Origin of the sequence: Comamonas testosteroni (assembly GCF_030505195.1) — a bacterium.
Classification (GTDB): Bacteria; Pseudomonadota; Gammaproteobacteria; order Burkholderiales; family Burkholderiaceae_C; genus Comamonas; species Comamonas testosteroni_G.
Window position 1 is genome coordinate 2,099,160 of the sequence record NZ_CP129672.1, and the last position, 25,152, is coordinate 2,124,311.

The 25,152-nt window shown below is 62.8% G+C and carries 23 protein-coding genes and 1 pseudogene; 5 read left to right on the forward strand and 19 right to left on the reverse strand.

Annotation, left to right across the window (positions count from 1 at the left end):
- Positions 1-56: 56 nt before the first annotated feature.
- From QYQ99_RS09560 to QYQ99_RS09570, 3 genes are read right to left on the reverse strand one after another with little or no spacing between them, the layout of a single operon-like run.
- Positions 57-839: an enoyl-CoA hydratase/isomerase family protein gene (locus tag QYQ99_RS09560; RefSeq protein WP_302092420.1), complete on the reverse strand. Its 783-nt coding sequence runs from the start codon at positions 837-839 to the stop codon at positions 57-59.
- A complete protein-coding gene (locus tag QYQ99_RS09565) occupies positions 836-1,774 on the reverse strand; it encodes an alpha/beta hydrolase family protein (protein ID WP_302092421.1) in 939 nt (312 codons plus the stop codon). The genes QYQ99_RS09560 and QYQ99_RS09565 overlap by 4 nt, the downstream gene beginning before the upstream one ends.
- Positions 1,775-1,794: 20 nt before the next feature.
- The gene (locus QYQ99_RS09570) at positions 1,795-3,402 is read right to left on the reverse strand and encodes a carboxyl transferase domain-containing protein (protein ID WP_302092422.1); all 1,608 of its coding nucleotides are present in this window, start codon (positions 3,400-3,402) and stop codon (positions 1,795-1,797) included.
- Between the two features lie 222 nt (positions 3,403-3,624).
- Between QYQ99_RS09570 and QYQ99_RS09575 the strand changes: the two are divergent.
- Positions 3,625-4,860 (forward strand): annotated as a pseudogene (locus QYQ99_RS09575) (Na+/H+ antiporter); the annotation flags it as partial.
- A 131-nt stretch (positions 4,861-4,991) separates the two neighbouring features.
- Here the strand turns inward: QYQ99_RS09575 and QYQ99_RS09580 are convergent.
- Positions 4,992-6,782, reverse strand: a complete 1,791-nt coding sequence (locus QYQ99_RS09580) for an AMP-binding protein (RefSeq protein ID WP_302092424.1) — start codon at positions 6,780-6,782, stop codon at positions 4,992-4,994.
- 135 nt (positions 6,783-6,917) lie between these two features.
- Here QYQ99_RS09580 and QYQ99_RS09585 point away from each other — a divergent pair, with 135 nt between their 5' ends.
- Positions 6,918-7,994 carry an AraC family transcriptional regulator gene (locus QYQ99_RS09585; RefSeq protein WP_302092425.1) on the forward strand — a complete coding sequence of 359 codons (1,077 nt, stop codon included), beginning with the start codon at positions 6,918-6,920 and terminating at the stop codon, positions 7,992-7,994.
- A 15-nt stretch (positions 7,995-8,009) separates the two neighbouring features.
- On the forward strand, positions 8,010-8,705 hold the full coding sequence (locus QYQ99_RS09590) for a DUF4336 domain-containing protein (RefSeq protein ID WP_302092426.1): 696 nt from the start codon (positions 8,010-8,012) through the stop codon (positions 8,703-8,705).
- A gap of 3 nt (positions 8,706-8,708) precedes the next feature.
- Here QYQ99_RS09590 and QYQ99_RS09595 read toward each other — a convergent pair whose 3' ends face one another.
- Together QYQ99_RS09595 and QYQ99_RS09600 are read right to left on the reverse strand one after the other, a co-directional pair.
- Entirely contained in the window at positions 8,709-9,434 is a 726-nt protein-coding gene (locus QYQ99_RS09595; protein ID WP_302092427.1) for an HAD family hydrolase, read from the reverse strand.
- 102 nt (positions 9,435-9,536) lie between these two features.
- Positions 9,537-10,607: a hypothetical protein gene (locus tag QYQ99_RS09600; RefSeq protein ID WP_302092428.1), complete on the reverse strand. Its 1,071-nt coding sequence runs from the start codon at positions 10,605-10,607 to the stop codon at positions 9,537-9,539.
- A gap of 155 nt (positions 10,608-10,762) precedes the next feature.
- Between QYQ99_RS09600 and QYQ99_RS09605 the strand changes: the two genes are divergently transcribed.
- Positions 10,763-11,458 (forward strand): response regulator transcription factor, encoded by a 696-nt coding sequence (locus tag QYQ99_RS09605; protein WP_302092429.1) that lies wholly within the window; start codon positions 10,763-10,765, stop codon positions 11,456-11,458.
- Here QYQ99_RS09605 and QYQ99_RS09610 read toward each other — a convergent pair.
- Both QYQ99_RS09610 and QYQ99_RS09615 read right to left on the reverse strand, forming a co-directional pair.
- A complete protein-coding gene (locus QYQ99_RS09610) occupies positions 11,455-13,284 on the reverse strand; it encodes a hybrid sensor histidine kinase/response regulator (protein ID WP_302092430.1) in 1,830 nt (609 codons plus the stop codon). The genes QYQ99_RS09605 and QYQ99_RS09610 overlap by 4 nt on opposite strands.
- The gene (locus QYQ99_RS09615) at positions 13,268-13,681 is read right to left on the reverse strand and encodes a YchJ family protein (RefSeq protein WP_302092431.1); all 414 of its coding nucleotides are present in this window, start codon (positions 13,679-13,681) and stop codon (positions 13,268-13,270) included. Before QYQ99_RS09615 ends, QYQ99_RS09610 begins: the two co-directional genes overlap by 17 nt.
- Positions 13,682-13,811: 130 nt before the next feature.
- Between QYQ99_RS09615 and QYQ99_RS09620 the strand changes: the two genes are divergently transcribed.
- Positions 13,812-14,303 (forward strand): DUF421 domain-containing protein, encoded by a 492-nt coding sequence (locus tag QYQ99_RS09620; RefSeq protein WP_302092432.1) that lies wholly within the window; start codon positions 13,812-13,814, stop codon positions 14,301-14,303.
- Positions 14,304-14,327: 24 nt separating this feature from the next.
- On the opposite strand, the gene QYQ99_RS09625 is transcribed toward QYQ99_RS09620, so the two are convergent.
- The 11 genes from QYQ99_RS09625 to QYQ99_RS09675 all read right to left on the reverse strand — a co-directional run bounded on the left by QYQ99_RS09625 (position 14,328) and on the right by QYQ99_RS09675 (position 25,080).
- Entirely contained in the window at positions 14,328-15,119 is a 792-nt protein-coding gene (locus tag QYQ99_RS09625; RefSeq protein ID WP_302092433.1) for an alpha/beta fold hydrolase, read from the reverse strand.
- A gap of 165 nt (positions 15,120-15,284) precedes the next feature.
- Entirely contained in the window at positions 15,285-16,415 is a 1,131-nt protein-coding gene (locus QYQ99_RS09630; protein ID WP_302092434.1) for an acyl-CoA dehydrogenase family protein, read from the reverse strand.
- 45 nt (positions 16,416-16,460) lie between these two features.
- The gene (locus QYQ99_RS09635) at positions 16,461-17,132 is read right to left on the reverse strand and encodes an SDR family oxidoreductase (RefSeq protein ID WP_302092435.1); all 672 of its coding nucleotides are present in this window, start codon (positions 17,130-17,132) and stop codon (positions 16,461-16,463) included.
- 77 nt (positions 17,133-17,209) lie between these two features.
- Entirely contained in the window at positions 17,210-17,839 is a 630-nt protein-coding gene (locus QYQ99_RS09640; RefSeq protein WP_302092436.1) for an MSMEG_1061 family FMN-dependent PPOX-type flavoprotein, read from the reverse strand.
- Complete coding sequence (locus QYQ99_RS09645; RefSeq protein ID WP_302092437.1) at positions 17,836-18,948, reverse strand: hypothetical protein; 1,113 nt, start codon at positions 18,946-18,948, stop codon at positions 17,836-17,838. Before QYQ99_RS09645 ends, QYQ99_RS09640 begins: the two co-directional genes overlap by 4 nt.
- A 107-nt stretch (positions 18,949-19,055) precedes the next feature.
- Positions 19,056-20,240 carry an acetyl-CoA C-acyltransferase gene (locus QYQ99_RS09650; protein ID WP_302092438.1) on the reverse strand — a complete coding sequence of 395 codons (1,185 nt, stop codon included), beginning with the start codon at positions 20,238-20,240 and terminating at the stop codon, positions 19,056-19,058.
- Between the two features lie 41 nt (positions 20,241-20,281).
- Positions 20,282-22,129, reverse strand: a complete 1,848-nt coding sequence (gene aceK, locus QYQ99_RS09655) for a bifunctional isocitrate dehydrogenase kinase/phosphatase (protein ID WP_302092439.1) — start codon at positions 22,127-22,129, stop codon at positions 20,282-20,284.
- 103 nt (positions 22,130-22,232) lie between these two features.
- The gene (can, locus tag QYQ99_RS09660; RefSeq protein ID WP_302092440.1) at positions 22,233-22,895 is read right to left on the reverse strand and encodes a carbonate dehydratase; all 663 of its coding nucleotides are present in this window, start codon (positions 22,893-22,895) and stop codon (positions 22,233-22,235) included.
- 50 nt (positions 22,896-22,945) lie between these two features.
- A complete protein-coding gene (locus tag QYQ99_RS09665; RefSeq protein ID WP_302092441.1) occupies positions 22,946-24,133 on the reverse strand; it encodes an isovaleryl-CoA dehydrogenase in 1,188 nt (395 codons plus the stop codon).
- Positions 24,130-24,630 (reverse strand): PaaI family thioesterase, encoded by a 501-nt coding sequence (locus tag QYQ99_RS09670; RefSeq protein ID WP_302092442.1) that lies wholly within the window; start codon positions 24,628-24,630, stop codon positions 24,130-24,132. Before QYQ99_RS09670 ends, QYQ99_RS09665 begins: the two co-directional genes overlap by 4 nt.
- A 48-nt stretch (positions 24,631-24,678) precedes the next feature.
- The gene (locus tag QYQ99_RS09675; protein ID WP_302092443.1) at positions 24,679-25,080 is read right to left on the reverse strand and encodes a MerR family transcriptional regulator; all 402 of its coding nucleotides are present in this window, start codon (positions 25,078-25,080) and stop codon (positions 24,679-24,681) included.
- Positions 25,081-25,152 lie beyond the last annotated feature (72 nt).

Below are 25,152 nucleotides of genomic sequence, written 5' to 3' on the forward strand. Positions count from 1 at the left end.
TTCATTCCCTATGCGAGCCCGCAGGCTGAAGCGCCCCGGCCGCCAGGTCGGTCATCTCATCCGGGCAGCCAGTTGGGTTTGCGCTTGTTGAGAAAAGCCTGCACGCCTTCCTTGCCTTCGCTGCTGGCGCGGATGGTGGCAATCGACTCCACCGTCGCCGCAATCAGCTGCTCGCTGATTTCGCGCTCGGCCATGTCCAGCACCAGTTGCTTGCAGGCCCGCACGGCGGCGGGGCCGGCGCTGAGCAAATGCTTGAGCCAGCCGTCGACAACGGCATCCAGTCCGTCGGCATCGACCACCTCATGCACATAGCCGATGCGATGCGCCTCCTGCGCCGAAAAGCGCTCGCCCGTGAGAAAGTAGCGGTGCGCGGCCCTGGCACCCATGGCGCGGATCACATAGGGGCTGATGGTGGCGGGGATCAGGCCGATCTTGACCTCGCTGAGGCAAAAGCCCGCCGTGTCGGCCGCCACCGCCATATCGCAGCAGGCCACCAGGCCCATGCCACCCGCATAGACATCGCCCTGCACACGCGCAATCGTGGGTTTGGGGCATTCGTAGATGACGCGCAGCATCTCGGCCAGCAAACCCGCATCGACACGGTTTTCGTCGCGCGAGTAATCGGCCATGCGGCGCATCCAGTTCAGGTCCGCGCCCGCGCAGAATGCGGGTCCTTCGGCGGCCAGCACCACGGCGCGCACATCGGCACGCTCGCCGACCTGAAGGAAGGCGGCGGTGATCTCGGCAATCGCCGCATCGCTGAAGGCGTTGCGAATGGCGGGCTGAGCCAGCGTGACGCGGGCGATGCCGCCATCCACGGTCAAAGTCAAAGCAGTCATGGCTTGTCTCCCAGTGAGTTAGGGTTTTGCAGTTGCGCAGCCGCCGTGCCCGGCAGCTGCTGCATCAGGAATTCACGGACCTGCGGCAGCCATTGCCCGATATTGGCTGCCCGGTCAAAGAACTGGTGTCCCTCCGCGCCACTGGATGGCGCAAACACCAGCTTCAGATTCTGGCCTGTGGCCAGATAGCTTTGCGCCATCTTGCGCACCAGCGGCGGGCGAAAGTAGCTATCGTTCTCGGCATAGATCCACAACTGGGGCACACGGCTGGTGGCGGCAAAGCCAGCCACGGTCTTGAGCAGTTGCGCCTCGCCGCAAACCGCTGCTTTCTCACGCATCTGCGGCTGTGAACCCCGGCCGCCGGCAAAGTTGACGACGCCGCGCAAGCCCGCAGGCTGCTGCGCCGCCAGAGCCAGCGATGCAAAGCCGCCGGCGGACTTTCCCAGCAGCAGCACATGCGAGCCATCGACATAGGGCAGCTTTTGCCCGTAAGTCATGATGGCCGCCACATCGCGCGCGGCCTCCTGGGCCGCATGGGCGTAGTCGGGGGCATCGCAGCTGCCGTAGCGGTCGGCCAGAGGACCGTCCGATGCGCCATAGCCGCGGCGCAAACCCGTCACCACCACATAGCCCAGCTCGGCCAGAGCGCTCGCCTGCGGGCCGTAGCGATCGGTCATGGCTTCGCGCGCCTCTTTGCCGCTGGGCGTGCCGTGGCTGAGCACGATCAGCCCCCAAGGGCCCTGCCCCTGAGGACGATAGACATGGCCTGCCAACTCGGCGCGGTGCGCGGGCGAATCGCCGCTCGCTGGCACCCAGACCGGAATGCGCGCATCCATGCGCTGCACCGCTGGCTCGGCAGCGCCAGCCATGGGCATGGCCAGCGCAGCCGACAGCAGGACTGGCGGCAAGCAGGTGAGGAAATGGCGACGCGACATGATTGACAGCCTCTGCCCGCTTACATGCGGAATACGCCGAAGCGCGTGTCCTCAATCGGCGCATTGCGCGCGGCAGCCAGGCCCAGCGCCAGCACGCGGCGCGTGTCGGCGGGATCGATCACACCGTCGTCCCAGAGACGCGCCGTCGCGTAATAGGGATGGCCCTGATCTTCATACTGCTGGCGGATAGGCGCCTTGAAGCGCTCCTCCTCTTCGGCACTCCAGCTGCCGCCCTTGGCCTCGATGCCGTCGCGCTTGACGGTGGCCAGCACGCTGGCCGCCTGCTCGCCGCCCATGACGCTGATGCGCGCGTTGGGCCACATCCAGAGGAAACGGGGCGAATAGGCGCGGCCGCACATGCCGTAGTTGCCCGCGCCAAAGCTGCCGCCGATGATGATGGTGAACTTGGGCACCGCGGCCGTGGCCACGGCCGTGACCAGCTTGGCGCCGTGGCGGGCAATGCCTTCGTTCTCGTATTTGCGCCCGACCATAAAGCCCGTAATGTTCTGCAGGAACACCAACGGAGTCTTGCGCTGGCAGCACAGCTCGATGAAGTGCGCGCCCTTGACGGCCGACTCGGAAAACAAGATGCCGTTGTTGGCGATGATGCCGACCTGCATGCCTTCGATGCGTGCAAAGCCGCAGACCAGGGTGTTGCCGAAGCGGGCCTTGAACTCGTCGAACTGGCTGCCGTCCACGATGCGGGCAATGATCTCGCGCACATCGAAGGGCTTGCGCGTATCGACGGGAATCACGCCATACAGCTCTTCGCTCTCAAAGAGGGGCGCCGCTGGCGCATGATCGGCCTGTGACGCGGGCTTGGCCTTGTTCAGGTTCGCCACCGCCTGGCGTGCCAGCGCCAACGCATGCAGATCGTTCTCGGCCAGATGATCGGCCACGCCCGACAGACGCGTGTGCACATCGCCGCCGCCCAGGTCCTCGGCACTGACCACCTCGCCGGTGGCCGCCTTGACCAGGGGAGGGCCGCCCAGAAAGATGGTGCCCTGGTTCTTGACGATGATGGACTCGTCGCTCATGGCCGGCACATAGGCGCCGCCTGCCGTGCATGAGCCCATGACCACGGCGATCTGGGCGATGCCCTGAGCGCTCATATTGGCCTGGTTGTAGAAGATGCGGCCGAAATGCTCGCGATCGGGGAAGACCTCGTCCTGATTGGGCAGATTGGCACCGCCCGAATCGACCAGATAGATGCAGGGCAGACGGTTCTGCGCCGCCACTTCCTGGGCGCGCAGATGCTTTTTCACCGTCATCGGGTAGTAGGTGCCGCCCTTCACGGTGGCGTCGTTGCAGACGATCATGCAGTCCACGCCGCTGACGCGGCCCACGCCCACGATCACGCCGGCGCCCGGCGCATCGTTGTTGTACATATTGAGCGCGGCCAGCGGCGACAGCTCCAGAAACGGCGTGCCGGGGTCCAGCAGCCGCTGCACGCGCTCTCGCGGCAGCAGCTTGCCGCGCGCCACATGCTTGGCGCGTGCCGCCTCATTGCCACCCAGTGCGTTCTGATCGCAGCGTGCGTGCAGCTCATTGACCAGTGCCTGCATGGCGGCAGCGTTGGCCAGGAAATCTGCCGAACGCGGATTCAGTTGTGTACCCAGAATGCTCATCGCTTGCCCTTAAAAAATGATTGCCCCTGAGCGGCTGCGCCGCTTCCCCCTAGGGGGGACGACGGCCTCGCGGCGGGGCGGCCCTTGCCGGCCGTCCCGTGCTTGGCACACGCCAGTTTCATGGGGTACGGCTCGTACTTTGCCGCTTGATAACTGATGTGAGAGCTTGGTTTTTTTCTTGCTCGGACACAGCACTGCCACGGCAGTTGAAGAAAATGCCTCATGCACGCTGTTGAAACTGTTCTGCTTGTCTTGCTGCTGGGAGCGCTGACAGGCATTGTGGCCCGCTATATACGGGCCATCCCCCTGCCTCTGATTCAAATCGCACTGGGTGCGCTGATTGCCTGGCCGCAAGCCGGTCTGCACATCGCGTTCGACCCCGAGCTGTTCCTGCTGCTGTTCATTCCGCCGCTGCTGTTTGCCGACGGCTGGCGCATCCCCAAGCGTGAATTCTTTGCGCTGGCCAAACCCATTTTGCTGCTGGCCCTGGGCCTGGTGCTGTTCACCGTGCTGGGCCTGGGCTATCTCATCCACTGGATGATTCCCGAGATTCCGCTGACCGTGGCCTTTGCCCTGGCCGCCGTGATCTCGCCCACCGATGCCGTGGCCGTTTCGGCCATCACGCGCAATCTGGGCATGCCCGAGAAGACCATGCATGTGCTGGAGGGCGAGTCGCTGCTCAATGACGCATCGGGCCTGGTGGCGCTGAAATTTGCGATTGCCGCCACGCTGACCGGCATGTTCTCCTGGGGCGAAGTCGCCAAGGAATTCACCTGGATGGCCGTCGGCGGCCTGGGGGTGGGTGCGCTGATAGGCTGGGGCTTCAGCCATGCGCGCGGCACCATCACACGCCGCCTGGGTGACGTCGCCGCCACGCAGATGGTGTTGCTGCTGGTGCTGCTGCCTTTTGCCGCCTATATCGTGGGCGAAAAAATCGGTGTCTCCGGCATTCTGGCTGCCGTGGCCGCAGGCATCGCCACCAATTTCGCCGACCTGGAGCGCAGCAGCTATATCAGCGAACGCCTGCAGACCGAAGGCACCTGGAGCATGGTGGAAGCGGCCTTCAACGGCGCCATCTTCCTGCTGCTGGGCCTGCAGTTGCCATCCATCATCGGCGTGCCGCTGCATCAGGCCGGCCATGACTGGTGGATTCTGGTCGGCTATGTGGCCGCGATTTCGTTTGCGCTGCTGCTGATGCGCTGGATCTGGCTGGTGCTGGGTGTGCATGGCTCGCTGCTGCGCGCCCACCGGCAGGGCAAGATGTCCGAGCGTCCCTCGCCACTGCTGAATCTGGCCACCACGCTGGCCGGCATTCGCGGCGCGGTCACGCTGGCCGGTGCGCTGTCCGTGCCCATGCTGCTGAACAACGGCCAGCCCTTCCCGGGCCGCGACATGCTGGTCTTTCTCGCCACCGGCACCATTTTGTTCACGCTGGTGATCGGTGCCGTGGGCCTGCCCACGGCCAGCGCGCCGTCCAATCACTAAGCCAGAGACACCGAGGAAGGGCCGCCCCCCACTGAGGGTGTCGCTCCCCTTGGGGGGCACCCGGCGCGGGGAAGGTGCGAAGCCGCTCAGGGGGTAGCGCATATTCAGGCCGTCTTGATGACGCGCAGATCCAGCAACTCGATCATCTCGTCGCGAATCTTGAACTTCTGGATCTTGCCCGTCACCGTCATCGGGAAGGCCTGGACAAAGCGGATATAGCGCGGCACCTTGTAGTGCGCGATCTGCCCCTTGCAGAAGTCGCGCACCTCATCCTCGCCGAGTTCCTGGCCGGGCTTGACAATGATCCACGCACACAGCTCCTCGCCATAGCGCACATCGGGCACGCCCACCACCTGCACATCCTGCACCTTGGGGTGGCGGTAGAGGAATTCCTCGATCTCACGCGGATAGATGTTCTCGCCACCACGGATCACCATGTCCTTGATGCGGCCCACGATATTCACATAGCCTTCAGCGTCCATGGTCGCCAGATCGCCGGTATGCATCCACTGCTCGGCGTCGATGGCCTCGCGGGTCCTGGCCTCGTCTTTCCAGTAGCCGTGCATGACGGAATAGCCGCGCGTGCACAGCTCGCCCGACTGGCCCGGCGGCATGACCTCGCCCGTGGACGGATCCACAATCTTCACCTCCAGATGCGGCTGCACCTTGCCCACGGTGGCAACACGTCTTTCCAGAGGCGTGTCGGCATCGCTCTGGCAGCTCACGGGGCTGGTTTCCGTCATGCCGTAGGCGATGGTGATCTCGCTCAGATGCATGTCGCGCACCACGCGTTTCATCACCTCGATGGGACAGGGCGAGCCGGCCATGATGCCGGTGCGCAGCGTGGACAGATCGAACTCGGCAAAGCGCGGATGATCGAGCTCGGCAATGAACATGGTGGGCACGCCGTGCAGACCCGTGCATTTCTCGGCCTGCACCGCTTCCAGCACCGTGAGGGGGTCAAAGCCGTCATTGGGATAGACGATGGTCGAGCCATGGGTGAAGCAGGCCAGATTGCCCAGCACCATGCCGAAGCAGTGATACAGCGGCACGGGAATGCAAAGCCTGTCCTCGGGCGTGAGGCGCATGCATTCGCCAATGAAAAAGCCGTTGTTGAGGATGTTGCGGTGCGTCAGCGTCGCGCCCTTGGGAAAGCCCGTGGTGCCGCTGGTGAACTGGATATTGATGGGATCGTGGTTGCTGAGCGTGGCCGCAATCGCATCGATGCGCTCATCCGCACTGGTGCCCTGCGCCATCAGCTGCGAAAAGCGCAGCATGCCGGGCTGTTCGGCGTCCAGATCCACTGCACCTGTGCCGCTCGCACAGCCGGCTGCACCTGAGCCGGCCGCACCTGAGCCGGCTGCGCCTGAGCCGGCCGCGTCAATCCACACCACGGTGCGCAAGGCCGGCAGGCGCTTGGATTGCAGCTGGCCTGGCGCGCAGCTCGCCAGCTCGGGCGCCAACTCGCGCAGCATGCCCAGATAGTCGCTGGTCTTGAACCGCGGCATGGATACCAGCGCCTTGCAGCCCACCTTGTTGAGCGCATATTCGACTTCGGCGGTGCGATAGGCCGGGTTGATATTGACCAGCACCAGACCCACCTGAGCCGTGGCCAGCTGCATCAGCACCCACTCGGCGTTGTTATGGCTCCAGATACCCACCCGGTCGCCTTTGACCAGCCCTTGCGACAACAGCGCGCTGGCCAGCTGGCGCGCGGCCACATGCAGCTGGGCATAGCTGTAGCGCAGACCCTGATGACGGCTGACCAGCGCATCACGCGAGCCCTGGCGCGCGGCCATTGCCGCAAAAAAATCGCCAATCGTCTGCTCGATCAGCGGCACATCCGTGCGTCCCTTGGCATAGCTGGCGGTCAGCACGTTCACTTGCGATGGCATGGTCTTGTGTCTCCTTGCGTGCCGGCAGCCACCTGCGAACTGGCTGCGCAGCGTCCATTCAGCACCGTTTTCTACGCCTCAGAATAAGGGCAAGCCCTGTCCAGAAGAGGTCACAAAGGTTGCAATAATTGCCAAATGCTCACCCCCTCTCTGGTCAAGACTCCACTGCCACACCATGCCAGTTCCGTGCTCAAATCGCACCCGGCAATTACCCCCATGGCGTTTGTTCAAGCCATTGTCCGTGCCTATGAAGCAAGGCAGATGTCAGCGCTAGGCGCTCTGCAAAAGGCACAAATCCCGCCAGATCTGATTGACGATGCCGACGAGCGCATCACGGCCCTGCAGATGGAGGCTCTTTCCGACGCAGCCATGCGCGAGCTGGACGATGAAGCCTTGGGCTGGTTCGAGCGCCGCCTGCCCTGGGGCAGCTACGGCATGCTGGCGCGTGCCAGCATCAGCGCTCCGCAACTGGGCCTGGCGCTGGCGCGCTGGTGTCGCCATCACGGACTGATTGCGCAGGACATACAGCTTCAGCTCAGCGAGCAAGCCGGCATTGCCACCCTCACCCTGCATGAAAGCCGCCCACTGGGGGGCATGCGCGAGTTCTGCATGGTATCGGTGCTGCGCAATATCCACGGCTTTGCAAGCTGGCTGATCAACGAACCGATCAGCCTGCTGCATGCCAGCTTTCCGTTTTCCGAGCCCGCACATGCCAGCGTCTACAAGGTGCTGTTCGCACCGGGCAGCATCGCTTTTGATGCCCCCGTCGCCAGCCTGCAGTTTGAAGCACGCTGGCTGCAGGCGCCTCTGGCGCGCGACGAGGCGGCCCTCAACCGCATGCTGCAACGCGCCTTGCCGATCCAGGTGCGCCCCTACCAACGCGAGAAGACTCTGGTGCAGCGAGTGCGCCATCTGCTGGCCGCCAGCGGGGAAGAGCAGCAGACGGCTGAAACGCTGTCCCGCCAGCTGCATCTGTCCCAGCGCAGCCTGCACCGCCAGCTCAAGGAAGAAGGTATTTCGCTGCAGTCCCTCAAGGACGATATCCGGCGTGAGCGTGCGATTGCGCTGCTGCTGCGCACCAGCCGCCCCATCAAGCGCGTGGCCCAGGCCTGCGGCTTTCTCAACGACAAAAGCTTTATCCGCGCCTTTCGCCTCTGGACCGGGCTGTCCCCTTCGGAATTTCGCAAAACCGCCGGCCAGCGTGCCGTCTGACGCAAGGAACTCTCCATGCAGGAATCCTCAGAAAACTGGTGCCCAATCGCCGACGGGATATGGACACTCAACTATCACTTCAGCAACGCAGGGCTGAAGGTCAGCACACGCATGACGGTGATCCGGCTGGCCGACGGCAGCCTGTTCTCGCACTCTGCAGTGCCGCTGACAGACGGGCAGAAAGCGGCGCTCGACGCCCTGGGACCGCTGCAGCACATCGTCGCCCCCAGCGCCATGCACCACTTGTTCGTGGGCAAACTGGCAAGGCTTTATCCACAGGCCCGGATCTATGGCACACAGGGCGTGCTGAGCAAGCGCCCGGACCTTCCGCTGCTGGAGCCCTTGCCGCCGGACTCCGAAGCCCCTTGGGCAGGCGAGCTGCAATGCCTGCCACTGGACGGCCTTCCCTTGCTCGACGAGACGCTGTGGTTCCATCCGGCCAGCGGCAGCCTCATCGCCACCGACGTGCTGCAGTGCTGGAAGGGGCCGCTGAGCCTGCCGGTACGCATGTATCTGGGTCTGACGGGCGGGCATGAGCGCCTGACCGTGCCGCGCACCGTGCGCCTGCTGGTCAGGGACAGGGCCGCCGTGCGCAGCTGGGTGAAGCGGCTCGAAAGCTGGCCCGTACAGCGTGTGATCCTGCTGCACAACAGCGTGATCGACGATCAGCCCATGAAGAAGCTGCGCGAGGCGCTGTCGATCTGGGACTGAGTTTTAGCGCAGGTCGTGCTCGTCGACATCGCCGGCCAAGGCGCTGGCGGCACTCCTGCGCACGGCATCGAACATGGCGGGCAGATCGCCCATGTCGCCGAACACGCAGGCGGCGCCTGCCTCGAGCAACTGCTCTGCCGTGGCATGGCCCTGATCGGCCGGAAAATAGCCCCAGACGGTGGCACCGGCGGCCACACCGGCCTGAACGCCGGTCATGGTGTCCTCGATCACCAGACATTTGGCAGGATCGGCGTTCAGCGCCTTTGCCGCTGCCAGATAGACATCCGGAAAGGGCTTGCTGCGCGGCATTTCATGGCCGCTGTAGACATGGCCTGCAAAATAAGGCTCCATGCCCACCTTGGCGAGCTGCATCTCCACCTTGGCACGGTCCGCACCGGAGGCGCAGGCAATGCGACCGTTGCACAGCGCATGAATCTGCCTGACCGCTTCCAGCGCGCCATCGATGGCCACCAGCTCGGCACGCAGGGCGGCATTGCGGCGCTCGTAGAACTCGGCCATCCAGGCATCGGTCAGCGGCTTGCCGGTATGTGCCTCGATCACGGCCGCCTGACTGCGCACCGTCTTGCCGATGAAGTCGCGCGTGCACTGCTCCTGGCTGATGGCCCAGCCGGATTCGTTGAGCATGGTGCACAGCACGCGATTGGTGATGGATTCGCTGTCCACCAGCACACCATCACAGTCGAAAAGCACAGCGTCAAAAGCAGTCATGGAAGCATTACCAGCGCATCAGGGGATGCAAAAAAGGCGCCCAACGGCGCCTCGGATCAAAAAACAGAGGGCGTGATTATGCGCCCATGCCCCTTTTCGAGTTCAGGGGAAGGACACTCCGGCCAGCGGATGAATCATCCATGCGCTGTTCTTGGCGTAGATGGTGCTGGTCTTGTTGTCGGCGGTCATGATGCCGCTGAAATAGAAGAAGCCGTTGGCCGCATTGGCATTCATATTGCTCAGCTGGGTCGTGAGCGCGTCATTGACTGACGAGGCCTCGACCAGATACTCGATGGCGCCATTCTGCGCCGAGCTTTTCTCGAAGACATCCACATAGCTCATGTTCATCGGGTCGCTGCCCAGACCCTGCGTGCCGCGGATGAACCAGCCGTCCGCACCCTTCTGGGCCAGGCGCGTTCTCATCGCTGCCGCATCGGCGGCCGAAGATGCGCTGGGGAGCTTGTCGACCTGATAGGTATAGGTGACGCTGTCGTTGCGCTTGGCATACAGGCTGAACAGCTCGTTGTTGATGATCTGGGGACCCAGATAGCGATAGCCTTCGGCGCCCTGGCCGTTCAGCTCCGTGGCAAAGGCTTCGGCAGTCGTGGCCACCGGCGTCACCGTTCTGTAGCTGAACTGGTCGCTGCGGCTGTGGTCCTTGACATAGACGCTGCGGATATCGCTGACATCGCTGAACACGGCGTCGGACTTGTACATATAGCCGCTGCTGCCCTGTTGGTTCAGCTGGGCCAGAAAGGCGGTGCGCGATGGCTGCGCTGCAGGATTGACATAGCTGAACTTGCGCCCTGCATGCGCGGTATCCGTGAGATAGAAGTCGCCGATCTCCGCACCGGTCGAAGTGATCGATCCTGCCAGAGAACTGAACAGCACATAGCCGTCCGCACCCATGCTGTTGGCGGCATCCAGCATCTGTGCATGGCTGGTAGCGGTCTGAGCGCCCATCTTGTAGGTCCCCGTGACGGCCTGATTGCCGGTGCCGCCGCCACCATTGCCTCCTCCGTTGTCCCCGCCGCCGGTATTGCCTCCGCCGCCTTCGGAGCCGCCTCCTGAGCCTGTGCCGCTGCCTCCGTCTCCGCCACCACCACAGGCGGCCAGGGTGGAAATCAGCAGCAGGGCTGCGGTTCTACGAGTGATTTGCTTGAGAGATGGCACGGGCTTGCTCCTCGGTCTTGATGTTGGTTGAAAATGTCCATATCCCGACACTGAGATAGCCATCAGCGTCGCCTTACATACATTGTCAGAAGGCTTTCGCGCAGATCGCTCCCTACCGAGGAGGGGTCTTTGTTACCAAGCCCAAAGGAAGGCTCATGCCCGATCTACCGCAAATCCTGAGCACCACTCAACTGGGCGCACAGCCCTATGCGCTGGTGGTGGATGATCACCCGCTGGTCGCGGAAGGTGCAGCGCATGTGCTGATGACCAGCGCCGGCGTGCAGCGGGTGCGCTGCGTGGCACACGGCAATGAGGCGCTGGCCATGATTGCTGCGCTGGGCGAGCCCGTCATCACCGTGATGGACTTCTGGCTGGAGGACGGTGCCTCTCTGGAATTTGTGCACAGTATTCTGGCCTTGGCTCCTGGCACACGCATTCTGGTGACCAGCGGCGACAAGCACCCGGCCATCGTCAGCAAGGCCGCAGCCGCAGGTGTGCATGGCTTTGTGCACAAAAGCAGTCCATCTCACGAGTTTCAGGCAGCAGTGCTCGCCCTGCTGAGCGGCCGCACCTGGTTTGAGGCCCAGCCTCCCATCCCCACCGCCCCTCCGGCGCCAGCTGCGGGCAGCATCCTGCATATGAGCGCCAGAGAGCTCGGCATCACTGCCCGCCAGGCACAGGTGCTGAGCCTGTTGCTGCAGGGCAAGTCCAACCGCGCCATTGCACAGGCACTGAACCTGTCCGAATACACGGTCAAGGAACATGTCACCGCCCTGCTTCAGCGCCTGGGCGCCAGCAACCGCGTGGCGCTGATCACGCGCATGCGAGGCATAGAGGTCGACTTGGACTAAGGCTGGCGGATCGCCATGCAGCGCGCCAGCACCGCATGCAGCTGTTCGGGCTGCAGCGGGGTCGCCAGGGCCAGATAACCCTGATCCTGCACCTGCTCCAGCATCTCCTCATCGCCGCTCATCAAAGCACCGCTGGCTTGCGGACGCTGATCCAGAAGCAGCATCAAACACTCAAGCCCGCTTGCGCCATCCTTCAATCGCTGGTCGCACAACACAAAGTCTGGCCACAATCCATCGGCCAGCAGTTGCTGCGCCTCAACCAAGCTGCGCGCTCTTTGCACCTGCACACCCCAGCTCTGCAAGATCTGCACCAGCACCGGGGCCAGCTGCGCATCGTTTTCCACGACCAGGCAGTGCCCCTGCAGGGGGGCGAACCACTGCGGCCCAGTCAATATCGGCGGTGCCGGCAGCACAGACGACGCCTGCCACTGCTCGGCATCCTGCGGCCAGCGCAGCCAGAAACATGACCCCGTTCCCGGCCTCGACTGAACCCCGCATTCCACACCCAGCCGCTGCGCCGCCAGTGCCACCACGGACAGGCCCAGGCCACGCCCGCGCAATGGTGCCGGCACGCCATCCCTGGCATCGCGCTGCTGGCGTGCAGGGCTGCGATAGTGACGCATGAAGACCTGTGCGCATTCCTGCTCGCTCATGCCACAACCGCTGTCCCACACCTGCAAAAGCCAACGTCCCTGCCTGTGCCGCAGCGCCAGCAGCACCCCGCCCTGGTCGGTGTAGCGCAGCGCGTTTTGCAGCAGATTGAAAACCATCTGCCGCAACAGCACCGCGTCCGTGCACAGTGCCGGCATATGGGCTGGTTGCCTCACGCGCAGACGCAGACCGCGCTGCGCTGCCTCGCGCGCGAACAGGCGCCGGGCTTCGTCGAGCACCGCACTCATGGATACCGCCTGCCATTGCGGTGCGAAGCTGTCGCCCTCCAGTCGCGACAGATCCATCAGGTCGTTGAACATGGCGCCCAGATCGCGCGTGCAGGCCTGCATCTCCTGCAGCAGCTGCGCCAGATCGTCATCCTGATTGCGCTGATGAGCGGCTTGCAGCATCAGGCCCATGGCATGCAGGGGTTGCCGCAGGTCATGACTGGCGGCGGAGATAAACCAGTTCTTTTCGGCCAGCGCATTCTCTGCCTGCTCCTTGGCTTCGCGGTAGCGCTCCGCCAGTACCTGACGCTCCAGCTCGTGCGCCATCTGCTGCTGCACAAAACGCCGCGCGCCCCAGGCATGGCGGGCAAGTATGGCGCCGTACAGCAGCAGCAGCGGCAACAGATAAGGGCCTTTGTGCGGAAAGTAATGCAGCGTGCACAGCAACATCGGCAAGTAGATGCCCGCCATGAAGGCCGCGAACACCTGCGGCACCGGCGCCAGAAAAGTGGCGGCCGATGCCATCACGCCCAGCAGCACCAGATAGATCAGCAGGCGCAGCTCACTATGGCTGCCACTCCAGGTAAAGGCCAGCACGCTGACCCAGAGCAAGCCGTTGATCAACGCGGCCAGCGCCAGTTGTCGTTGCCAGGCTGTCAATGCCGCCTGCAGTCGCAAGGGCTCCCAATCGCGCGCCGACCGCCACTGGCGATGCAGGCTGCGGCGAAACAGCAAAAAGCCCAGCGCCATGACGATCATCAGTCCCCACCACCAGGCCAGCCCAGCGCTGACGGCTGGGCTGTTGCGGGTACTGACCCACAGCAGCAGGGCCGGAATCAGCAATGCGGCGATTTCGGAGGAGCCACGCGAAGCCAGTGACTGCAGCAGGCGCAGACCGGCCTGCAGCCGGGTCGACTGCGCCGAGTCGATTTCAGAATTGGTCGCCATCGACGTAGAACCAGCGCCCACCCTCGAGCACAAAGCGGCTGCGCTCATGCAGGCGCACGGCACGACCCGCCAGACGATAGCGGGCGACGAATTCGACCTCTGCAGAAGCATCGCCGGTCGGCTGAAACTGCTTCACATCCAGCCCCAGCCATTGGGTGGCAGCATCAAAGTCGAGCTGCAACGGGCGCTGGCTGGCATGCCAGGTGGCTTGCAAATATTCCTGATTCTCAGACACGAAGGCCGTATAGCGCGAGCGCATCAGAGCCTCGGCATCGGGAGCGGGCCGGGCATCCCAGTGGTCGATATAGCGGCCGCAGCAATCGGCATAGGCCAGCAGCCGCCCTTTGGCATTCTTGCGTCCACAGGGACAGTCCCGCTTTTTCTCGGCTTCTTTCACAACTTTGGCAGTCTTGATTGGCAATGCTGCATTGTCGGCCAAGTCGAACAACGAGCAAGCCGGCTTGCGCAGTCCGTCGCCTCATAGCACAGTAGCTGCAGTTCAAAGCTCGCTGCCCAAAGGTTTTCCTATGTTCTCCATGGCAGCTCCCTGGTGGGAGTTCGTGATTCGCGGTACTACTGTCTACCTGTTTCTGCTGGTGTTTCTGCGCCTGACCGGCAGGCGTCAGACCGGCCAGTACGCACCTTTCGATCTGGTGCTGCTGCTGATTCTTTCCAACGCAGTACAGAACTCCATGAATGCGGGCGACAACTCGCTGATCGGCGGCCTGATCAGCGCCAGCACGCTGCTGGCCTGCCATGCGCTGCTCTCCCGGCTGAGTTACCGCTTTGCAAGGCTTCGCAGGCTGGTGAATGGCAAACCCAAGGTCCTGATTCACCAGGGCATTGTCCAACCCAGTCTGATGACGCAGGAGCAGATCACCGCCGAAGACCTGGCGGCAGCCCTGCGCTCCAATGGCTGCCTCAACGCGCATGAGGTGGAGCGCGCCACGATCGAGACCAACGGCCAGATCACCGTGGTGCTGCGCAAGCGCAGCATGGCTGAGCTGGGGGAGGCCTGAGAGCCTCAGAATGTGCCTACGCTCTCAGTGCAGGCCGTCCAGAAACTGCCTGATGGCCGCATTCACGGGTTCCGGATGCGTGAGGTTGGCCGCATGGCCCGCGCCGGCCACATCCACCCACTGGGCCTGGGGCAAGCCCTTGAACATGGCCCGCGCACGCTCCACGCCGATGGCCGCATCCTTGTCGCCATGAATCACCAGCGCAGGCACCTTGATTTCGGCCAGGCGCGGGCTGATGTCATCGCGCAGCGCCAGCGTCGCAAAGCTCTGTCCCAGGTTGATCGGCGAGGCCTGCTTCCATTTGGCACGCCACTGCTCAGCACCCGGCCAACCCTGGCCCAGAATCGTGTGCTCCACGATGGTGGCCATGTCATCCGACAGCCCATGCTCGATCCAGGCCTTGAGCAGCGCCTCATGGTGCGGCATCTGTTCGGGATCCTCCAGCATCGCCTGGGTATCTATCAGCACCAGCGCGCCCACGACATCCGGATGAATCAGCGCGCAGCGCAGCGACAGATAGCCGCCTTGCGACATGCCCACCAGCACCGCTTTTTCCACACCCAGATATTTGAGCAAGGCCGCCAGATCGTCGGCCGAGTCATAGTAGCTGAACGCTTCGCAATGCTCGGGGTCCGCCGTCTGCCCGTGACCACGCTCGTCCCAGCTGATGCAGCGATACAGCCCCTGCAAGGCCTGCACCTGTGGCTCGAACATGGTGTGATCCATGAGCAGGCCGTGCGAGAACACAATGGCCGGGCCACGCCCCCCCGTGTCCTCGTAGTAGATATTCTGACCATTGACCTGGGCAAAAGGCATGCGGTGGACTCCTGCTGCAAATGGTTGAAACCCCTGGGGAAACTCCCCCCCAACTGAGCACATCCTAAGCAGGCCGAATGACATCGGCAACCGGCCCGTCCCCTGATGCGCCACAGCCTCGTGCACAGCAGTTGACAACGGCGGGCTTTTGCCGCCAGGCGCAGATCAGGCCAGCGCCCGCTGGATCAATATCTTCTGCACATCGCTGGTGCCTTCGTAGATCTGGCACACGCGCACATCGCGATAGATGCGCTCCACGGGGAAGTCACTCACCACGCCATAGCCGCCCAGGGTCTGGATGGCGGCGCTGCATACGCGCTCGGCCATCTCGCTGGCAAAGAGCTTGGCCATGGCGGCTTCCTTCAGACAGGGAAGACCCGCATCACGCAGGCTGGCAGCATGCCAGATCAGTTGCCGGGCCGCTTCAATTTGCGTGGCGCATTCGGCAAGCCTGAAGCCCACGGCCTGATGGTTGAAGATGGGCTGGCCAAAGCTCTCGCGCTCCTTGCTGTATTGCAGCGCGCATTCAAAGGCCGCACGCGCCATCCCCACACTTTGCGCAGCAATGCCGATACGCCCGCCCTCCAGTGCGGACAGCGCAATCCTGTAGCCCTCGCCCTCGGCCCCGATCAGGTTCGATGCGGGAATGCGGCAGTTCTCGAAATTGATCTGCGCCGTATCGCTGCTGTGCTGGCCCAGCTTGTCCTCCAGACGTGCCACCTGGTAGCCTGGATTGCCGGTGGGCACGATGAAGGCACTCATGCCTTTTTTACCCGCCGCCTTGTCGGTGACTGCGATGACGATGGCTACATCGCCATTCTTGCCGCTGGTGATGAACTGCTTGACGCCGTTGATGACGTAGTCGCCACCATCGCGCACGGCCGTGGTCCTCAGCGCCGAGGCATCGCTGCCCACATGGGGCTCGGTCAGGCAGAAGGCACCCAGCATCTGGCCCTGCGCCAGCGGACGCAGCCATTGCTCCTGCTGGCCGGCATTGCCGTACTTCATGAGGATGGCATTGACCGGGCAATTGGTCACGCTGATGACGGTACTGGTGCCGCCATCGCCAGCGGCAATTTCCTCAAGCACCAGCGCCAGGCTCACATAGTCCAGGCCCGCACCGCCGAGTTCCTCAGGCACGCAGATGCCATAGGCACCGAGCGCGGCCAGCCCCTGGTGCACGTCCTTGGGGAACTCGTGCTCCTTGTCCCAGCGCGCGGCATGGGGTGTGATCTGCTCGCGCACAAAATCGCGCAAAGCGTCGCGGATCATTTCCTGGTCCTGATTCAGCAGCATGTTGTCTCCGATATTTATAGCTATATGCCCGTTGTCCAGCCTGGGCTAGGCGTCTAGAAGCTTGATGTATCTGCCGTCGTGGCGCAGCAGCTGACCACGGTCTTCGGGCTTGACCTGCGCCAGGGCCTGCATCAGCCCCTGCACGCTTTGAGCCACCGACAGCGGGGCCGCAGCACCGCCCATCTCGGTCTGCACCCAGCCCGGGTCCAGCGCCAGCAGCGTCAGGCCCGGCCATTGGCGGCAGGCCGAGACCACGGCCATATTGAGCGCAGCCTTGCTGACGCGGTACAGCCAGGCGCTCTCGTCCGCATCGGCCAGCAGGGACATGCCGCTGGAGAAGGCGCCGATCACGCCGCCAGCCTCCTGCACCATGGGAGCAATCTGCGGCAGGGCCTGCATAAAGCCCAGCACATTGCTGTGCATCACCAGATCGAACTGCTGCTGGGTGGGCGGCACGCCTGCGGCATGACCGTCCCAGACGCCGGCCACGTAAAGCGCAACATCGATGCTGGCCCCGTCGAGCTGCCATGCCAGGCCGCTGACGCTGGCAGGATCTGCCAGATCGACCTGCAGCACCCGAGCGCCCTGTGCCTGCAGCTCGACCATGTCTTCAGCCTTGCGCACGGTGGCTATCACCTGGTGGCCCTGTGCCAGATAGGCCTCTGCCAGGGCTCGCCCCAGGCCGCGTGATGCGCCTAAAATCAGTATCAAAGCCATAGCTGTTTGCGCCTATGAGTGTTGGGTTTCAAAACGTTTTGCATCCAGAATCCTTTCATGACAAGCGCTGTCAGCTATCAATTTTTCTTGATCTGCTCGGCGGCAATCATGGCGCCATAGCGGGCCACCATGCTTTCCTGCGATTCAGGCTGCGCGGTCAGCCCCATTTGGGCATGAATGATCTGATTGAGCGTGGGCATGACGTTGCGTGCCACCTTGGCTTCCTCGCTCCACAGGCGCGAGCGCATCATCGCCTTGGCACAGTGCAGATAGGCTTCCTGCACACGGACTTCGATCACCAGCTTGGGGCGGAAATGATCGCTGGCGAACAAGGCCGTGTAATGCGCCTCGTCACGCAGCTGGGCCGTGCCGTTGACACGCAGGGTTTCGTCGAAGCCCGGCACAAGGAACAGCAGGCCCAGGCGCGGGTCGTCGAGCAGATTGCTCAGGCTGTCCAGCCGGTTGTTGCCGCCCGCATCGGGAATGAGCAAGGTATTGGCGTCCGGTGCCTTGACGAAGCCAGGCTTGCCGCCTCGTGGCGAGGCATCGAGCAAGGCGCCGCCCGCACCGCCCGTGGCCATGACCAGAAACGGCGACAGCGCGATAAAGCGCAGGCAATGCCGATCCAGCTCCCACTGCTGCTTGAGCAGCGCCCGCTCGGCAGGAGGGGCGTACAACTGCAGCAGTTGTTCGCGCGAAGTGATCATGAAGCCAGGACCTCCTCGGGACGATCGTTGCGGTGAATGGCTGCGTACAGCGACAGGAACTCGTTCCAGGAAGGGTCGAAGCTCACACTGAGCTCTCCCTCCAGCTCGGGCACATGCTGGCGGCCCAGCTGTGCGGCCAGTTGCACCGCATAGGCAGGGTCTTCCACATAGTAGGTGGCCACGCGGGCACTCATGTTTTCCACGCGCGAGAAGGCAAGAATGCCGCGCTGCTCGCGGCTGAGTTGTTCATCCAGCGCATCCTGGGCATCGCGCACGCCGTCCAGCTCCTGCTGGCTCGAGAAGCTGAAGCGCCACTCCATGAAGTGCGACAGATCGGCGCGCGTGGCCACGGCGTTGGCACCGTCGTGGAACGTCAGGATGTCGGGCGGAGCCTCCTCGTCGGCATCCTGCGCGCGCACCTCCAGAGAAAGCCAGCGGTCGCTGTCCTCCTTGGGGAATTCATAGCTGCGGCCCAGCTGCTGGCGGATAAAGCCATCGAACAGCGGCGGGAACTCCGACAGCAGTGCGGAGCCGTAGACATCGGCCGCAGCCTCGGAGGCAAACTCGACCGGGCCCACGCGTACGGAAAAATCCCACTCGCCCAGCACATGGTCCAGCATGATGAAAGCCATGTGCTGCGCATGCTCGGCCAGGTCCCTGGCAATGGGCTTCTCGAACGAGAGCTTGAGGCCGATGATGCCGCCCGCATCGTAATAGCCCACGCGGATATCCGAGCAGGCCAGCTCGAAGCCGTCCATGCGCATGCCGAAGTTGCTGCCCAGCGCGCGGCTGCGAAACGCCTGCACGCTGTAATGCTCGAAACGCGGCGCCTGGCGTACCAGTGCCTGGGCATTCTCGAACTGCGCCGTGTTGCCATGGGCCGAGATCACCAGACGGGAGCCTGCCTCCCCGAGCCTGCCTTCCAGCTCCAGACTCAGGCCCGGCGCATATTGGTGCAGCAACTCGTTGGAGCTTTCCACAAACTCCTGGCGATCGAGCCCCTCCAGCTGACTGAGCTGGTTGGAAAAATCGCCCCAGAAAGCATCAATCTGCTGCGGCTCCAGCGGCTTGATGGTCTCGCTCTCGTCGTGGTGAATGTCTGCGCTCATGAATGATTTCCGCAATGTGAGCTGCACACATTCAGCGCGAATGCGTGCAATCCGTTGAACATGCGTTCACTGTAGAGCAAACTGGTGACGATTCTGAGCAAATAGCGTCAGATCAGCTCAACGGCCATGGCCGTGGCCTCGCCGCCGCCGATGCACAGCGTGGCCAGGCCCTTCTTCTTGCCGCGTGTCCTCAGTGCGTGCAGCAGGGTGACCAGAATGCGCGCGCCGCTGGCGCCAATCGGGTGTCCGAGAGCGCAGGCGCCGCCGTTGACGTTGACCTTGTCATGCGAGACCTTGAGATCGGCCATCAGCGCCATGGGCACCACGGCAAAGGCTTCGTTGATTTCCCACAGGTCCACATCCTCCACCGCCCAGCCGGCCTTCTTGAGCGCCTTTTCGGTGGCGCCCACGGGCGCGGTGGTGAACCACTCGGGGGCCTGCGCAAAGGTGGCGTGCGAGACGATGCGCGCCAGTGGCTTGCAGCCCAGCTGCTTGGCCGTGGACTCGCGCATCAGCACCATGGCTGCTGCGCCATCGTTGATGCTGGAGCTCGACGCCGCCGTGATGGTGCCGTCCTTCTTGAACGCAGGCTTGAGGCTGGAGATCTTGTCCAGCTTGGCCTTGGCCGGGCCTTCGTCCAGGCTGACGGTCACGTCGCCCTTGCGGGTCTTGACGGTGACGGGCGTGATTTCGGCATCGAAGGCACCGCTTTGCGCTGCGGCCTGGGCGCGCTGCACGCTGGCAATGGCAAAGGCGTCCTGCGCTTCACGCGTGAACTGGTATTTGGCGGCGCAGTCCTCACCGAAGGTGCCCATGGAGCGGCCGGCTTCATAGGCGTCCTCCAGACCGTCGAGCATCATGTGATCGAAGATCTTGTCGTGTCCCATGCGGTAGCCGCCACGCCCCTTCTTGAGCAGGTAGGGCGCATTGGTCATGCTCTCCATGCCGCCGGCAATCATCACATCGCGGCTGCCGGCGATGAGCTGGTCGTGCGCCAGGATGGTCGCTTCCATGCCTGCGCCGCACATCTTGGACAGGGTCACGGCGCCCGTGCTTTGCGGCAGGCCGCCCTTGAAGCCGGCCTGACGAGCCGGAGCCTGGCCCTGGCCGGCCATCAGGCAGTTGCCGAACAGCACTTCCTCCACCAGCTCGGGCCGGATGCCGGCACGCTCGACTGCGGCCTTGATGGCTGCGCCACCCAGGTCATGGGCGGCCAGATCGGAAAAATCGCCCTGGAACGCGCCCATGGGAGTGCGGGCGGCGCCGACGATGACTACGGGATCCTGATGCATGGTTTGTCTCCTTCAGAAATGGAGGGTTGTGATCTGCCTCTTCAAGCGAGGCTATTGGCGGGAATGGCGAAACGCTGCGTGTCCAGTCCGGCGTCGCCGGCATGCAGAAAGCGGCTGCGCTCGTAGGGGAACACGTCCAGGAAATGACCGTCACGGATACGGCTCTGGTGGGCGCGCCAGAACTCGGCCTCCAGCAGGTCGGCGTGATGGCGCATGAAGATGTCGCGCACGGCCGGATGGCCCAGCAAAAAAGGTCCGAAGGTCTCGGGAAAGACATCCCTGGGGCCGACCGAATACCAGATGTCGCCCGACATCTCCTCTTCCTCGGTTCGCGGCTGCGGCACCTGGCGGAAGTTGCAGTCGGTCAGGTATTCGATCTCGTCATAGTCGTAGAACACCACCTTGCCGCCACGCGTGACGCCAAAGTTCTTCCACAGCATGTCGCCGGGAAAGATATTGGTGGCCACCAGGTCCTTGATGGCATTGCCGTATTCGAGAATCGCGCGCTCCATGGCAGCGCGGCGCTCCGGCTTGGTATCTGCCTCGGCCAGGCACTCCATCAGGAACAGGTTCAGCGGCACCAGACGGCGCTCGATGTAGAGGTGGCTGATGATGACTTCCACCTGCCCGTCCCCATCACGGTCGCTGATCTCGATCTGCTCGGGAGCCTGGGCGTGCAGCTCGGCCAGCAGTTCATCGCTGAAACGGTCTCTGGGAAAAGCCACCAGGCTGTACTCCATGGTGTCCGCCATGCGACCGCCGCGGTCATGCTTTTTGACCAGCTGGTACTTGGCCTTGACCTGGGGACGCGACACATCCTTGCTGCTGGCGATACGGTCCTTGATGAGCTTGAACACATAGGGGAAGCTGGGCAGGTCGAACACCAGCATGACCAGGCCCTTGATGCCGGGCGCAATGCGCAGCTGATCGCTGGAATGGCGCAGGTGATGCAGAAAGTCGCGGTAGAACAGCGTCTTGCCCTGCTTGGCCAGACCCAGGGCGTTATAGATTTCCGCCTTGGGCTTGCGCGGCATGAGGCTGCGCAGAAAGCTCACATAGGCGCTGGGCACTTCCATATCCACCATGAAGTAGGCGCGCGCAAAGCTGAACAGCGCATGCAGGTCGTCCTCGCCGAACAGGGCCGCATGCAGTATGAGCTGCTCCTGCTCTCCATGCAGAATGGGAATCGCCAGCGGCAGCTCGGTATAGCCGGTGATGATCTTGCCCACCAGGTACGCCCCCTTGTTGCGATAGAACAGGCTGGACAGCACCTGAAGCTGGAAGTTGGCCCTGAGCGTCAGGCCCGCCAGCCTCTGGCGTATGCGCTCGGCCAGCAGGTGCACGTCGCGCTGCAGGTCTTCAAAGCGGCATTGCAGCTGCAGCTGCTCAAACAGGGTCTGCAGCGTCCCTTCGAGCTGGGCGAGGTTGCCCGGGTAGTAGGCTCGGTAGATAGGTACGGCACCCGGCGCGGTGTTTTCCAGATACTCGGTGCTGACGGCAGCACGCACGAAGATGAAGTCGTTCTGGAAATGGGTGCGATGCAAAATCTTGGTGGTGACCGAGTTGAAGAAGGTCTCGGCCAGCTCGGGCTGCAGATGGTCGACCATCAGCCCGATGTAATGCAGCTTGACCTGCTGCCAGACAGCCATGCTCTGCAGGCTGGCGGCAAACTCCTCTTCCAGCCTCTGGATGCAGGCACGCACCTGCCGGTCGTAGAACTCTATGCGTTCACGCTGAGCCTGCTGCTGGCCCGGCCAGTCCATGGTCTCAAAGCGCTGCTTGGCTCGGGCAGCTTCCGCACTGAACATGCGGTAATGCTGGTTGTAGCCATGCATCAGGGCCTGCGCAATGGCATAGGCCTCGGGGGCATCCAGTCGTTGCGGAAACATGGCGGGCCAATCGCTCCAGATAAGTGAGCAGCACTCTCAAGCGGAACAAGCGGCACAGGCCTTGGGTCCGCTTGAGGGCGCTGCAGCTGCGCAGCGGCAGCGATCAGTCGCGCTTGCGCGCAGCGACCTTCTCGACAGCCTTGTTGTAGACATCCTGCAGGCCGCCCACACCAGGCACGGTCATTTCGAGGTTGGTGATGTGGCCGTTGTTGAGGCTGTAGCACCAGCCATGCAGAGTCACCTGCTGGCCGCGGGCCCAGGCGTCCTGCATCACGGTGGACTGGGCCACGTTGACCACCTGCTCGATGGCATTGAGCTCGCACAGCACATCGTGGCGGAACTGAGTGGAGATGCCTTCCAGCAGCTTGATGTGCTTGTCGCGCACATCGCGCACATGGCGGGTCCAGTTGTCCACCAGGCCCAGGCGCAGATTGTTCAGCGCCGCATACACGCCGCCGCAGCCATAGTGGCCCACAACCATCAGGTGCTCGATCTTCAGATGATCGACCGAGTACTGGATGGTGGACAGGCAGTTCAGATCGCTGGGCACCACCACGTTGGCCACGTTGCGATGCACAAACACCTCGCCAGGCTCCAGACCCGTGATCTGGTTGGCCGGCACGCGGCTGTCCGAGCAGCCGATCCACATGTATTTGGGTTTTTGCTGCGCCATCAGTCCGGTAAAGAAACCAGGACGATCACGCTCCATCTGGTCTGCCCATTCGCGGTTGTGGACAAACAGTTCTTCGATGGAGGTCGTTGTCATGAAGCTATCCTTCTTTTTGTGGTTGAAAGAACGGCGCAGCTCCTGCTTTTTCAGCAGGTTTCAGCAAACAGCTCGCGACCTATGAGCATGCGGCGAATTTCACTGGTGCCAGCGCCAATCTCATAGAGTTTCGCATCTCGCCACAGGCGACCGAGCGGATACTCGTTGATATACCCATTGCCGCCATAGATTTGCACGCCCTCGCCGGCCATCCAGGTGGCCTTCTCGGCGCACCACAAGATCACGCTGGCGCAGTCCTTGCGAACCTGGCGCACATGATCGGTTCCCAGAAGATCCAGGTTTTTAGCGACCGTATAGGCAAAAGAGCGGCCTGCTTGCAGCACGGTGTACATGTCTGCCACCTTGCCCTGGATCAGCTGGAACTCGCCGATGCTCTGGCCAAACTGCTTGCGGTCGTGGATATAGGGGACGACATTATCCATGACGGACTGCATGATGCCCAGCGGGCCTCCAGTCAGGACGGCGCGCTCATAGTCCAGGCCGCTCATCAACACCTTGGCGCCCATGTTCAGGCCGCCCAGTATGTTTTCAGCCGGCACCTCCACGTTCTGGAACACCAGCTCGCCCGTATGGCTGCCGCGCATGCCCAGCTTGTCGAGCTTTTGCGCGATCGAGAAGCCCTTCATGCCCTTCTCGATCAGAAAGGCCGTCACGCCACGAGCGCCCATCTCCGGCTCGCTCTTGGCATAGACCACCAAGGTGTCGGCATCGGGCCCGTTGGTGATCCACATCTTGCTGCCATTGAGCAGGTAGTAGCCGCCCTTGTCCTCGGCCTTGAGCTTCATGCTGATGACATCAGAGCCGGCGCCGGGCTCGCTCATGGCCAGTGCTCCCACATGCTCGCCGCTGATGAGCTTGGGCAGGTACTTGGCCTTCTGCGCCTCGCTGCCGTTGCGATTGATCTGATTCACGCACAGATTGCTGTGAGCGCCATAGGACAGGCCCACCGAGGCACTGGCGCGCGAGATTTCCTCCATCGCCACCATATGGGCCAGATAGCCCATGTCGGCACCGCCATACTGCTCGGATACGGTGATGCCAAGCACGCCCAGTTCGCCGAACTTGCGCCACAGATCCATGGGGAACTGGTCGCTGCGGTCGATCTCGGCCGCGCGCGGAGCAATCTCGCTCTGGGCAAATTCACGCACCGCGTCGCGCAGCGCATCGATGTCTTCACCGAGCTGGAAGTTCAGTCCGGGCAGATTGGCAAGGCTCATGGTTGTCTCCTGTAGATATGGGTCTGACGAATCGTCTTGTCAGTGCGTATGCCTTCACGGTTCTGCACACACATCAGAGTGCAGCCCATTGTGGCAATCAGTTTCTCTTTTCCCTGGTCAATGGCAAAGGCCTTGCCTTCGGATACGGTGATGGTGCGCCCGGGCTTGATGACCCGGCCCTCCATGCGAAAGCGCTGGCCTTTGGCCGGGGCGAGCAGATTGATCTTGAATTCGATGGTCAGCACGGCGGCATCTGTTGGCATCAGCGTCAGCCCCGCATAGCCGCAGGCCGAATCGAGTGCAGTGGAGACCATGCCGGCGTGCAAAAAGCCATGCTGCTGAGTCAGGCCCGGAGCCCAGTCCAGACAGATATCGACAACGCCTGGCTCCACCAGGGTCAGCTGCGCGCCAATCGTAGCCATGGCGCCTTGCTTTGCGAAGCTCTGCTTCACCCGATGAACAAAATCCAGAGACTCGGTGGCACCTGCAACAGACATGGCAACTCTCCAGCAAAGCTTTGAAATTGACGTTTACGTAAACGTCAATTATGCGCCATTTTTGCTCTCGCTCCTTTTCAATAACATGCGAGCCTCTTTTTCCTGCTCTCGCACCTCATCCAGAGTCACCTGCAGATCGGCCATCTGCGCTTCGAGCTGCTTGCGGTGGATCGCCAGCACATCGAGGAACTTGCGCAACTGCACACCCGTATCGCGCGGGCTGTCATACATGTCGATGATTTCCTTGGCCTCCGACAGCGACAGTCCCAGGCGCTTGGCCCGCAGTGTCAGGCGTAGACGTGCGCGGTCTCTCGATGAATACACGCGATTGCGACCGCCTGCGCCGGAGCGCTCCGGCTGCAGCAAGCCCATATCCTCATAAAAACGGATGGCCCGGGTCGTGAGATCGAACTCTTTGGCAAGGTCACTGATGGTGTAGATGGTCGACATGATTCTGTGGAGTTGTAAGTCTTGCATCTCACAGGTGACTGCACGAGGCAGGCCGGTCTCTAAAATGCTTTG